This window comes from Streptomyces capoamus, assembly GCF_014654935.1.
GTDB classification, from domain to species: Bacteria; Actinomycetota; Actinomycetes; order Streptomycetales; family Streptomycetaceae; genus Streptomyces; species Streptomyces capoamus.
In genome coordinates this window covers 116477-128108 of record NZ_BNBF01000016.1, presented here as the reverse complement: position 1 = coordinate 128108, position 11632 = coordinate 116477, and the positions used below count along the sequence as shown (strand labels likewise).

15 protein-coding genes are annotated in these 11632 nt (G+C 74.2%); 9 read left to right on the top strand and 6 right to left on the bottom strand.

All coding sequences use genetic code 11. The annotated features are described in order from the left end of the window. The 3 genes from IE312_RS24085 to IE312_RS24075 all read right to left on the bottom strand — a co-directional run. Nucleotides 1-977 (bottom strand): SDR family oxidoreductase (locus IE312_RS24085; protein WP_229900373.1); only part of this gene is annotated, 977 nt, incomplete at its 3' end. A 365-nt stretch (nt 978-1342) separates the two neighbouring features. Then, complete coding sequence (locus IE312_RS24080) at nt 1343-1999, bottom strand: HAD family hydrolase (protein ID WP_189984407.1); 657 nt, start codon at nt 1997-1999, stop codon at nt 1343-1345. A gap of 15 nt (nt 2000-2014) precedes the next feature. Then, nucleotides 2015-3082: a PHP domain-containing protein gene (locus tag IE312_RS24075; RefSeq protein WP_189984406.1), complete on the bottom strand. Its 1068-nt coding sequence runs from the start codon at nt 3080-3082 to the stop codon at nt 2015-2017. Between the two features lie 193 nt (nt 3083-3275). Between IE312_RS24075 and IE312_RS24070 the strand changes: the two genes are divergently transcribed. From IE312_RS24070 to IE312_RS24060, 3 genes are read left to right on the top strand one after another with little or no spacing between them, the layout of a single operon-like run. Then, the gene (locus tag IE312_RS24070; protein WP_189984405.1) at nt 3276-4079 is read left to right on the top strand and encodes an SDR family oxidoreductase; all 804 of its coding nucleotides are present in this window, start codon (nt 3276-3278) and stop codon (nt 4077-4079) included. Between the two features lie 31 nt (nt 4080-4110). Further along, nucleotides 4111-5136 (top strand): DNA topoisomerase IB, encoded by a 1026-nt coding sequence (locus tag IE312_RS24065; protein WP_189984404.1) that lies wholly within the window; start codon nt 4111-4113, stop codon nt 5134-5136. A 35-nt stretch (nt 5137-5171) separates the two neighbouring features. Beyond that, a complete protein-coding gene (locus IE312_RS24060) occupies nt 5172-5417 on the top strand; it encodes a hypothetical protein (protein ID WP_189984403.1) in 246 nt (81 codons plus the stop codon). Nucleotides 5418-5435: 18 nt separating this feature from the next. On the opposite strand, the gene IE312_RS24055 is transcribed toward IE312_RS24060, so the two are convergent. Both IE312_RS24055 and IE312_RS24050 read right to left on the bottom strand, forming a co-directional pair. Next, entirely contained in the window at nt 5436-6668 is a 1233-nt protein-coding gene (locus IE312_RS24055) for a glycoside hydrolase family 16 protein (protein WP_189984402.1), read from the bottom strand. A gap of 99 nt (nt 6669-6767) precedes the next feature. After that, nucleotides 6768-7337, bottom strand: a complete 570-nt coding sequence (locus tag IE312_RS24050; protein ID WP_189984401.1) for a VanZ family protein — start codon at nt 7335-7337, stop codon at nt 6768-6770. A 229-nt stretch (nt 7338-7566) separates the two neighbouring features. Between IE312_RS24050 and IE312_RS24045 the strand changes: the two genes are divergently transcribed. The 6 genes from IE312_RS24045 (at nt 7567) to IE312_RS24020 (ending at nt 11398) form a co-directional block, all read left to right on the top strand. Beyond that, the gene (locus IE312_RS24045; RefSeq protein WP_189984400.1) at nt 7567-7761 is read left to right on the top strand and encodes a hypothetical protein; all 195 of its coding nucleotides are present in this window, start codon (nt 7567-7569) and stop codon (nt 7759-7761) included. Next, nucleotides 7758-8207, top strand: coding sequence for a monovalent cation/H+ antiporter complex subunit F (locus IE312_RS24040; protein WP_189984399.1), 450 nt, complete (start codon nt 7758-7760; stop codon nt 8205-8207). Before IE312_RS24045 ends, IE312_RS24040 begins: the two co-directional genes overlap by 4 nt. 75 nt (nt 8208-8282) lie before the next feature. Beyond that, complete coding sequence (locus IE312_RS24035) at nt 8283-8543, top strand: Na(+)/H(+) antiporter subunit B (RefSeq protein WP_189984398.1); 261 nt, start codon at nt 8283-8285, stop codon at nt 8541-8543. After that, nucleotides 8540-9277: an MnhB domain-containing protein gene (locus tag IE312_RS24030; protein WP_189984397.1), complete on the top strand. Its 738-nt coding sequence runs from the start codon at nt 8540-8542 to the stop codon at nt 9275-9277. The genes IE312_RS24035 and IE312_RS24030 overlap by 4 nt, the downstream gene beginning before the upstream one ends. A gap of 7 nt (nt 9278-9284) precedes the next feature. Beyond that, nucleotides 9285-9632 (top strand): sodium:proton antiporter, encoded by a 348-nt coding sequence (locus IE312_RS24025; protein WP_189984396.1) that lies wholly within the window; start codon nt 9285-9287, stop codon nt 9630-9632. Then, nucleotides 9632-11398, top strand: a complete 1767-nt coding sequence (locus IE312_RS24020) for a complex I subunit 5 family protein (RefSeq protein ID WP_189984395.1) — start codon at nt 9632-9634, stop codon at nt 11396-11398. The genes IE312_RS24025 and IE312_RS24020 overlap by 1 nt, the downstream gene beginning before the upstream one ends. Here the strand turns inward: IE312_RS24020 and IE312_RS41670 are convergent. Further along, nucleotides 11399-11632 (bottom strand): DUF4230 domain-containing protein (locus IE312_RS41670; protein WP_229900372.1); only part of this gene is annotated, 234 nt, incomplete at its 5' end.

The window sequence follows — 11632 nt, the reverse complement described above, 5'->3', positions numbered from 1 at the left end:
AGGCCGTCCAGGAACTCCTGGAGCACTTCGGTCGCGGTGTACCGGGGTTCCCACCCCAGCTCGGCGCGTGCCCGGGCGCTGTCCATCAGCGGCAGCCGCAGCACGGCGTCGAACAGGTGCGGGGAGGCGGGCAGCAGACGCAGCCCCCAGGCCGCGGCGATCGCCGACCGGGCCGCCGTACGCGGCAGCCGTACCGGCCGGGAGCCGAGCAGTTCGGCGAGCACACCGGCGTCCAGCGGGGGATCGGCGGCCAGGTTGTAGGCGCCCCGGGCGGTGTCGGACCGCACCGCGAGCCGGTAGGCCTCGGCGGCGTCGTCCGTGTGCAGGGCCTGCACCCGCAGTCCCGGGACGTCCGGCAGGAACGGCAGCAGTTCCGGCCGGGCCAGCGGGCCGGGCAGGAACCGTCCGCCGAAGATCCGCCGCTGCTCGCTCGCCGACTGCCACTTGAACAGGAACGCCGGGCGCATCCGGACCACCCGCACCTCGGGGTGGTCGCGCTCGAACACGTCCAGCGCGCGCTCCAGGTAGGCCTTCTCCCGGCAGTACGCGGCGTCCGGCCAGCCGTGCGTGGGCCAGGACTCGTCCACCGGGCGGTCCTTCGGCCCCGGCGAGTACGCCCCGACGGAGGAGGCGTGCACCAGCACCGGCACCCGGGCGGCGGCGACGGCCTCGAACACCCGCAGGGAGCCGAGCACGTTGGTCCGCCAGGTGGCGACCGGATCGTGCGTCGGCTGGAACGCCCAGGCCAGGTGGATCACGGCGTCGGCGCCCTCGAACAGCTCGGCGAGGTTGGCCTCGTCGGAGCGCAGGTCGACGGCGGCCCACTCGGTCTTCGGCGGCGACCACTCGGGTGTGCGCCGGGCCAGCCCGCGCACCGACTTGACGTCGGGGTCCTCCGACAGCAGGCGCACCACACTCGTCCCGACATTGCCGGTGGCGCCCGTCACGACGACCCTGCTGCCCGCTGAGCTGCTCACCTTCGGCTCCTCTCGTCGGCGCGGCACCTGGCTGCGACGAGCGCCCGGGTACCCGGGCGCCGGTCCGGCACACGCACACCCCGGCCCCGGGGAGGGGGCGGCAGCCCGGTCCCGCCCGGGCTGCTGCCAAGGGAAAGCCCCGGCCGTGACGGGGGAATCACGACCGGGGCGGTCAGGGGTGTGGGCGCGGACGGCGGTCGCCTCGCGGCGAAAGGCTCCACAGGGCTTCAGCCGATCGATCGTCCCTGTGGGCGGAAGGTGAGGCCCGGGGACACTGTCCCGTCCGCACCCACGGTTTGTTCAACGGGCAACCACCCGTGGGTGTTCCACCCCGTCCCGTGACCTGCGTCACCCGCAGAACGCGCTCAGCCCAGCGGACTCCCGGCCAGGCGCGCCAGCAGGTCGGCGGGGTCGGCGTACACCTCCCGCGCACCCGCCTCCTCCAGGTCGGCGCGGGGGATCCCGCCGCACAGCAGCCCCACACAATGGACCGCGGCCTTGCTGCCCGCCCGCATGTCCCACACGGTGTCCCCGACGAACACCGCCCGCGAGGCCGGCACCCCGGCCAGCTCCAGCGCGTGTTCCACGGGCTCCGGCGCCGGCTTGCCCTGCTCCACGTCGTCGGCGCTCGCCGTGGCGGCGATGGCGTCGTCCGCGTCGATCGCCCGGCGCAGCGCGCCCAGCTCGGCACCGCTCGCCGACGTGGCGAGGACGACCGTCCAGCCGTCCCCGTGCAGCCGCCGCAGCAGCTCCCCGGCCTCCGGCAGGGCGGGGAGCCGGTCGAAGTACTGGCCGTACAGCGCCGTGTGCGCCGCGCTCAGGTCGTCGTCCTGGGCGGGGTCCCGGTCGTCACCGAGCAGATGGGCGATCAGGTCCGCGGAGCCGAGGCCGATGGCGCGGTGCACGGCGTGCATGGGCACGTCGTGACCGGCCTGCCGGAGCGCCTCCCACCAGGTCACGACATGCAGGTGGTTGGTGTCGACGAGCGTTCCGTCGACGTCGAACACGGCGGCACGGTCCATGCGGGGTCCCTTCTCTCAGTTCCCGGTCCGGGTACCACGCCCGGCCCCGGCCACGCGTGCCGGCAGCCGGCCCTCGCGGGTCCAGCCCAGCAGCTCCTCGGCCGACCAGGTGGTCACCACCCGTTCGGGCGGCACCCCGCACTCCTCGGCCCGGGCGCAGCCGAGGATCTGCCAGTCCAGCTGGCCGGGCGCGTGCGCGTCGGTGTCGACGGAGAACAGCACCCCCGCCTCGACCGCCCGGCGCAGCAGCCGCCGGGGCGGGTCCAGCCGTTCCGGACGGCTGTTGATCTCCACGGCGGTGCCGGACTCGGCGCACGCGGCGAACACCGCGTCCGCGTCGAACTGCGACTCGGGCCGCCCCCGGCCCGTGACCAGGCGCCCGGTGCAGTGCCCGAGGACGTCGGCGTGCGGGTTGCGTACGGCGGCCGTCATCCGGCGGGTCATGGACCGCGCGTCCATCCGCAGCTTGGAGTGCACCGACACCACGACCACGTCCAGCTGCGCCAGCAATTCCTCCTCCTGGTCCAGCGAGCCGTCCTCCAGGATGTCGCACTCGATGCCGGTGAGCAGCCGGAACGGCGCCCAGCGGGCGTTCAGCCCGGCCACCACCGCCAGCTGCTCGCGCAGCCGCTCGGGCGACAGCCCGCGGGCCACGGTCAGCCGCGGCGAGTGGTCGGTGAGCACGGTCCACTCGTGTCCGAGGTCCGCCGCCGCCCGTCCCATCTCCTCGATCGGGCTGCCCCCGTCTGACCAGTCCGAGTGGGTGTGGCAGTCCCCGCGGATGAGCGCGCGCAGTCCGGCACCGGCCGCGTCCGCAGCGGCCGGCGCGATGTTCTCCTCCTCCAGCCTGCGCAGGTAACCGGGCACCTCGCCGGCCAGCGCCTCCCGTACCACCTGCGCGGTCTTCGGCCCGACGCCCTTGAGCGACTCCAGCGTGCCGTTCGCGGCCCGTGCGGCCACCTCGTCCGCCGGCAGTGCGGCCAGCGTCCGGGAGGCGGTGCGGAAGGCCCGCACCCGGTAGGTGGGCGCGAGCGCCCGCTCCAGCAGGAAGGCGATCCGGTCGAGGGCGGCGACGGGGTCCATGAGAACCAAGGGTGCACCAGCCTCCCCGCACCGGCGCGGGGAGCCGCGCGCGTCCCCGCCCGTCATCCACGGTCCGCGGTCGTCCGTGATCCGCGACGGTCGTCGGTGACGCCCGGGGACGGAACCCGTTTGCCCCCACCGCCCCCGGGTACTGCGGAGACCCGTCCACGTACCCGCCGTGAGGAGGCGAGCCATGTCCACCCCAGCGGCGCAGCGAACGGCCTTGATCACGGGCGCGGACTCCGGCATCGGCCGGGCCACCGCCGTACGTCTGGCCGAGGCCGGTCTGGACATCGGCATCACCTGGCACACGGACGAGAAGGGCGCCGAGGAGACGGCGCGGGAGGTCCGCGCACACGGCCGCCGCGCGGCCGTCGCCCGGCTGGACCTGACCCGGCTGCCCGAAGCCGCCGACACGGTGGACGAGCTGTGCGACGAACTGGGCCGGATCGACGTCCTCGTGAACAACGCCGGTACGGGCACCATGACGCCCTTCCTCGACCTGTCCCTGACCGATGTGCGGCGGGTCCTGGACGTCGACCTCGTCGGCCCGTTCCTGCTCGGCCAGCGGGCCGCGCGGCGAATGATCCGGCAGGGCGACGGCGGGCGGATCGTCAACGTCACCTCGGTGCACGAGCACCAGCCAAGGGTCGGCGCGGCCCCGTACTGCGCGGCCAAGGGCGGACTCGGCCTGCTCACCCAGGTGATGGCGCTGGAGCTGGCCGAGCACGGGATCACCGTGAACGCGGTCGCGCCGGGCGAGATCGCCACTCCGATGACCGGCCAGGAGGACACCGACGTCCACACCGAGCGCCGCCCCGGCGTGCCGCTGGGCCGGCCCGGTGACGCCCGTGAGGTCGCCGCGGTGATCGCGTTCCTCACGAGCCCCGACGCCTCCTACGTCACCGGCGCCTCCTGGAGCGTCGACGGCGGCATGCTGCGCATGGGCCCGCAGGCCGGCTCCCACTTGACCAGCGACGACTGGCGCCGTCCGTGAACCGCCGCTGACCGGTGAGGGAGGTTTCGGGGTGAGGCTGCGCACCAGCTCGTGCGACGGCCCCGGCTACACACGCATCCGCTGCGGCCGGGGTTTCCGCTACGCCGACGCCACCGGCGAGCCCCTCAGGGACCCCGAGCAGCTCGCCCGTGTCCGGGCGCTGGTCGTCCCGCCCGCCTGGCGCGACGTGTGGATCTGTCCGTGGCCCAACGGCCACCTCCAGGCCGTCGGCACCGACGACGCCGGGCGCCGGCAGTACCTGTACCACGAGCGGTTCCGGGCCGGACAGGACAAGGCCAAGCATGCGCACGTACGGGAGGTCGCGCGGGCCCTGCCCGAGCTGCGTGCCAGGGTGACGCTCGACCTGGCCGGGCGCGGGCTGAGCCGGGACCGGGTCACCGCGTGCGCGGTCCGCCTGCTCGACCTGGGCTTCTTCCGGATCGGCAGTGACCGGCACACCCGCACCAGCGAGACCTACGGCCTGACGACGATGCTGCGCGAGCACGTCAGCTGCGGCCATGGCGAGATCACGTTCAGCTATCCGGCCAAGGGCGGCGTCGAGATGGTCCGCGCCCTCGTCGACGACCAGGTCCACACCGTGGCCCGCGCGCTGCTGCGCCGGACGCGCGGCGGCGACCGCTTCCTCGTCTACCGGGACGGCGGCGGCTGGCACGACCTGCACGGCGACGACCTCAACGAGGCCCTGCGCAGGCTGTCCGGCACCGATGTCACCGCCAAGGACTTCCGCACCTGGCACGCCACCGTGCTGGCCGCCGTGGCGGTCTCGGTGGCCGCGCGCGACGCCCGGGCGACCGAGACCGCCCGGCGCCGGCAGGTCGCCCGGGCCGTCCGCGAGGTCAGCCACTACCTGGGCAACACGCCCGCGGTGTGCCGGTCGTCGTACATCGATCCCCGGGTCTTCGAGCTGTTCGAACGCGGGGTGACCGTGGCCCCCGCGCTCACCCGGCTGGGCGAACACGGGGAGTTCGGGCGTCCCGCCACGCAGGGGGCCGTCGAGGCGGCCGTGCTCGATCTGCTGGACGGCTCCGGTGGATGACCCGTCGGCGCGCGTTGCGTTCTACCCTCGATTGCATGACCGAACAAGCAGCCCCCCACATCTCACACCCGCGGATTCTGGTCCTCGGGGTGTGCCCGGGCCGGCACGGCGAGCCGCCGTTCCGGATCATGGAGATCGACGGTCAGGTGGTCGGCGCGGCCAGGACGATCACGGACGTGCTGGAGACGGCCGCCTCCTACGGCATCCCCATCCACGACCTGGACGACCCGGACGCCGTCCGCTGGGTGGGCGGTGGCAAGTACACCTGGACGCTGCACTGACCGGCCGGCGCGGTGGGCTCAGCCGACCGTCCACTTCTGGTTGGCCGCGCCCGTGCAGGTCCAGATCTGCAGCCGGGTCCCGTTGGCCGCGTTGTTGCCGGTGACGTCGAGGCACTTGTCCGCCTGCGGGTTGACGATGTCGCGGGCCGCCGGGAGGGCCCATGTCTGGGCGGGGCTGCCGTTGCAGTCCCACAGCTGGACGGGCGTGCCGTCGGCCGTGCCGCCGCCGCTGACGTCCAGGCACTTGCCGAGCGCCCGGACCGTGCCGTCCGAGCCCGTCGTCCACTGCTGTGCCGCCGTGCCGTTGCAGTCGTACAACTGCACCGGTGTGCCGTTCGCGGAGTTCGCGCCGGCCACGTCCGCGCACTTGCCCGCCAGGCCCCGGATCGGCACGCCGGCCGCGCTGCCGCTCGTCGTGACCGACACCGAGTCCACCACCAGGGTCTGCGGGAACCGCGTGGAGCCGTCCGGGTCGCCGGGCCAGTAGCCGCCGACCGCCAGGTTCAGGATCAGGAAGAACGGCTTGTTGAACACCCAGGTCTTCCCGCCCAGGTCGGCGGGGGTCCGGCGCTGGTAGACGGTCCCGTCGACCGACCAGGTGATCGAGTCGGGTGCCCAGTCGACGGTGAAGGTGTGGAAGGCGTCCGCGAAGGCCTGCCCGTTCGGCAGCGAGTAGGGGGCGCCGATACCGCCCGAGCCGGAGTAGCCGGGGCCGTGGATGGTGCCGTGCACGGTGGAGGGTTCGAAGCCGACGTTCTCCATGACGTCGATCTCCCCCGAGTCCGGCCAGTTGACCGGTGTGCCCAGCATCCAGAACGCGGGCCACATGCCCTGCCCGCGCGGGATCTTCATCCGGGCCTCTATGTGGCCGTACTGGGCGGTGAACCTGCCGGCCGTGTTCAGCCGGGCCGAGGTGTACTGGCAGCTGCCGTACCAGCACTGGTAGCCGGCCGGGTTCTCCTTGCGGGCCGTGATCACCAGGTGGCCCTGGCCGTCCAGGGCCGCGTTCTTCGTGCCCGAGGTGTAGTACTGCCGCTCGTGGTTGTTGACGTTGTCGCCGGTCTCCAGGGTCCACTTGGAGGAGTCGACCGCGGCGCCCGCGGGCCCGTCGAAGGTGTCGGAGAAGGTGGTGACGGCCGCGGCCGCCGGGGCGGCGGTCCGGGCCTGCGCCGGTCCGGTGGCGAAGGAGCCGACCAGTGCGGCGGACAGGCCGGCGAGGAGACATCGGCGGAGCAGGCGTGGGGAGGCCATGGCTCTCCGTTCGGTGGGGGGCGAGAGCGGTGTGCCTCTTGATTTAAGGAGTGAGATAAGGAGGCGTCAATACTCTGGTACGGACCTGTTCCCCGAAGATCAGCCCGCCGGCGGTTCGGACACCCGCCGGTGCACGCCCCGCCCGAGCCGCCGGCCCAGCAGCAGCCAACCCAGCAGCGCCCCGGTCGTGTTGAGGATGACGTCGTCGACGTCGAAGGCCCGCCCGGTGACCAGCGCCCCCTGGACCAGCTCCACCATCAGCATCACCAGCGCCGTCAGCGCCGTCACCCGCACCGCCCCCCGGGCGCGCGGCGCGAGCACCGGCACCAGCACCCCGAACGGCACGCCGAGCAGCACGTTCCCGCCGACCTGGCGGAGCGCGTCCCACAGCGGGGCGTGCTCCGCGTAGGCCCTGATGGAGCGGCCCGGGTGCAGATTGCTGTGCGTCAGCGGCACCGAGGCCGGCGACGGCTGGAGCGTGATCCGGGCCAGCACGACCGCGAACGCCACCATCAGTACGAACGCCACCAGGACGGCGAGGAGTCGTAGCGGGAGCGGCAGCGCGTGCCGCGGGGGGCCCGGGGGCGGTGCCGGTCGCTCCTTCGGCTCCGGGCGCCGGCTCCGGGCGGCGCGCAGCACCTCAGGCAGCCGCGGGACGGTTCGGGCCATGCGGTCCTCCAGTCGTGAACGTCCGGGTGTCGCACGTCGGTTACCCGCGCCGTGGCCCGGAATGCCCTCGCCCGGCCGCGGCCCGTGGTCCTCCTTCACGCCTTGGGGTCAGTCCGGGCGCCGGCCCGCGCGCCGCCGCTCCCGCCCGGGTCCGGCGGTGCTTGGATGCCCCCAGCGGCACCCGGACGGATCGCCGCGCAGCTCAGCACAGCGGACCGAGGAGGCGCCGTTGACCCGCCGTACGGCGCCCCGCGCGTTCCTCCTCGCCGCCGGTGAACTCCTCGCCTGGTGGGCGGGGCTCGCGCTGTTGTGGCTCGTGCTCATCACGACCGTCGACACCCTCGAACGGATCGTCGGCGCGAGCTGCGCCGCCGCCGGCGCCCTGGCGGCACGGGCCGGCCGGCGGGCGGTGACCTGGCGGTGAACGGCTGGATCCTCGCGGCGACCGTCGAACTGGGCGGGGGAGGCGCCGCCGCGCTGTGGGGCGTGGCCACCGGCCCGCCGGCCCGGCGGCTGACCGCCCAGAACCTGACCACCTCCGTCGTCTGCCCGGCCCTGCTGCTCCTCGCCCAGGGCTACGCCCGCCCGGCCTACGTCGACCTCGCCCTGCTGCTCGCCCTGCTCGGCCCGGTCGGCACGCTCGTCTTCGCCCGTCTGCTCTCCGGCGAACAGGTTTCCGGCCCGAACGTCCGGGGCGCGACCTGGACCGCCGCGGGACTGGACGCGGCCGTCGTCGTCGCCGTGTGCGCGGCCGTCGGACCGGGCCGGTCCATGGTGAAGCTGCTGCTGATCGGCACCCTGCTGATCGGCGGCAACATCATCGCCTCACGGGCCCTGGCGGGCGGCTTCCGGGGGGTTGGAGGTGGCTGACGGGATGCCGGATCGGCGCGGCGGGCCGGTGGCCGCGGGAGGGGCGACGGACCCCGGGGCGAGGGCGGGTGGCGTGTGTCCGACGCGGTGACCGTCGTCGCCCTGCTGCTCGTGGCCGCCTCCGCCACCGCGGCCGTGGCCCAGCGCGACCCCGCCCGCCAGGCACTGGTGCTGTCCTTCCTCGGCATGGTGCTGGCCGTGCTGTTCACCGTCCTCCAGGCCCCGGACGTCGGCCTGTCCCAGCTGGCCGTCGGCTCCGCCCTCACCCCGCTGCTGATCATGCTGTCGGTGCGCAAGGTCAGGCGCCGGGGCCGGACGAAGGAGGAACGCACGTGAACCGGCTGCGGCTGGGCCTGCTGGCCGTGGGCGGCGCCGGCCTCGCCGCCCTGCTCGTCGCCGCCTGCCTGGACCTGCCGGACTTCGGCGGCAGCCGGCACCCCTACGGCGACCGGGCCGTCCGTGCCTCCCTCGCCCGGCACATCGCCAACACCATCGCCTCCGTCAACTTCGACCAGCGCGCCTACGACACCCTCGGCGAGATGAGCATCCTGTTCGCCGCCGTCCTCGGCTGCGTGGTGCTGCTGCGCGAGGCCCGCGACGAGCGCCGGGCGCGGCCGGAACCCGCCGAGGTGGTCCGCCCGGTCCGCCGCTACGCCCTGCTCGTCCTGCCCGTCGCCCTGCTCACCGGCCTGTACGTGATCGCCCACGGCCAGCTCAGTCCCGGCGGCGGGTTCCAGGGCGGGGTCGTGGCCGCGACCGGCCTGCACCTGCTCTACCTCGGCGCCGACCACGGCGCGCTGGAACGCGTCCGCCCGCTCGGCTTCTTCGAGACCGCCGACTCCCTCGGGGTCTGCGCCTACCTCGTGCTGGGCGCCGCCGGAGTCCTGGCCGGCACCGCGTTCCTGGCCAACACCCTGCTGCCGTACGGCACGTTCGACACGCTGTCCTCCGGTGGCACGGTCCCGCTGCTGAACGCGGCCGTCGGCATGGAGGTGGCCAGTGCGGTCGTCGTCCTGCTCGCCCACTTCCTCGACCAGGCCGTCGAGATCGAGGAAGAGCCCGGGAGGTGAACCCGCGATGCACGTCCTGCCGTACCTGGTCGCCGCCTACGTCTTCCTGACGGGCTGCTACGGCCTGGCCGCCAGCCGGAACCTGATCCACGCCGTCGGCTGTCTCGCGGTCTGCCAGTGCGCCACCTACGTCCTGCTGCTGGCGGTCGGCTACCGCGACGGCGCCACCGCGCCCGTCTTCTCCGACGTGAAGCCCGGCTCACGGCCGGTCGTCGACCCGGTGGTGCAGGCCCTCACCCTCACCGACATCGTCGTCGGCGCCACCGTCACCGCGCTGCTGCTGGCCCTCGTGCTGCAGATCGCCAAACGGCACGGCACGATCGACCCCGACGAACTGCGGGAGCTGCGCGGCTGATGCACCACCTGATCCCGCTCCTGGCCGCGGTCCCGCTGTTCGGCGCGGCCCTGCTGGTGGCCACGGGCCGCCGTCTGTCCCGGGCCGCGGCCGAGATCACCGGGTTCGTCTTCTCCGGCGGTACCGCCGCCCTCGCGCTGGTGCTGCTGCTGAACTCGGCGCCCCCGATGACCGAGTGGGTGGGCGGCTGGCTGCCCGTCGACGCGGAGAGCGTCGGCATCCTCGTCGTCGGGGACGGCCCGGCACTCGGCATGGCCGCGCTGGCCTCCCTGCTGACCCTGGCCGCCCTCGCCTACTCCTGGCGGTACTTCGACCAGCCGCCACGGGAGCGCACCGGCTCCTTCACCGCGCTGATGCTGGTCTTCCAGGGGGCCATGTGCGGATTCGCCGTCGCCGGCGACCTGTTCAACGCGTTCGTGTTCTTCGAGCTGATGAGCGTGGTGGCGTACGCCCTGACGGGCTACCGCATCGACGAGGCGAAGGCCGTCCAGGGCGCGCTGGCCTTCGGCGTCGTCAACTCCCTCGGCGCGTACGCGATGCTGATGGGGATCGCCCTGCTGTACGCCCGTACCGGCGAGCTGGCGATGGCGAAGATCGGCCGCGGGCTCGACGCCGCGGCCGGGCCGGGCGGCCCCGACGCGCTGGTCCTCGCCTCCTTCGTGCTGGTGCTCACCGGACTGCTGGTGAAGGCGACGGCCGTACCCTTCCACTTCTGGCTCCCGGACGCGCACGCCGTCGCCCCCACCCCGGTCTGCATGCTGCTGTCCGGCGTCATGGTGGAACTGGGCAGCTACGGCGTGTGGCGGGTGTACGGCACCGTCTTCGCCGGGCCCGGCGGCATCCCCGCCGCCGACCTGACCCGGGCCCTGGTGACCCTCGGCACCCTCACGGCCGTGACCGGCGCCGTCATGTGCTGGTACCAGCGGCACATCAAACGGCTCCTCGCCTGCTCCACCGTCGCCCACACCGGCCTGTTCCTCGTCGGGCTCGGCGTGCTCACCCCCGAGGGCGACGACGGCGTGGCGCTGTACCTCCTCGGCCACGCCGGGGTGAAGGCCGCGCTGTTCGCCTGCGCGGGTGTCCTGCTGGACCGTTTCGGCAGCGTGGACGAGCACGCGCTGCACGGCCGGGCCCGTCGGCTGCGCGCCACCGGGGTGATGTTCGCCGTCGGCGCCGCGGCCCTGGCCGGGCTGCCGCCGTTCGGTACGGCACTGGGCAAGGCGGTCGCCGAGGAGGCGGTCGGCGGCCCGTTGACCGCGGTGTACGTGGTCGTGTCCGCGATCACCGGGGGCGCGGTCCTGCGGGTCACCGCCCGGGTGTTCCTGGGCCTCGGACCGCGCCCGCAGGAGGCGGAGTACGAGATCAGCGGCTCCGACGAGGAACCGGAGACGTCCGGCCGGCTGCGCCGGATCCCGGACACCATGACGACCGTGCCCGCCGTGCTGCTCGCCGCCTCCCTCGCCGTCGGCGTGGTCCCCGGCTTCGGCGCCCTGGTGGCCCGCTCCGTCAACGAGGCCGGTTCGGGCGGCGCCCACGCCTCGGTGCACTGGACCGGGCACGGGCTGCTGCTCGACGCGGCCTCCACCGTGCTGGCCGCGGCGCTGGCCGGCCTCGCCGTCACCCGCCCGCGCCGGGCGGCCGCCCCCGACCGGGCCGCGCCCCTCAGGCGCCTGCAGTCCGGGCACGTCGGCGACTACGTGGCCTGGCTGCTGGTGGGCGCGGCCTTCCTGGGAGCGCTGGCCCTGCCGGGGGTGCTGGGCGGCTGATCAGGTCCCGTAGGTGATGTGCACCTCCTTGAAGCCGAGCGAGCGCAGCAGTCCCTGGAGCATGCCGGTGGTGTTGCCCTCGGCGCGGGCGGTCAGCCCGCTGCGCTTCGCCGCGTCGCCGATGTGCCGGACGGCGAGCTTCTGCACGGCCTGCTCGCTGTTGGGGTTGTCCGAGAACAGGTCGCCGAGCCGGTCCAGCAGCCCGCGCTGCTTGGACACGGCGTAGGAGTGGTC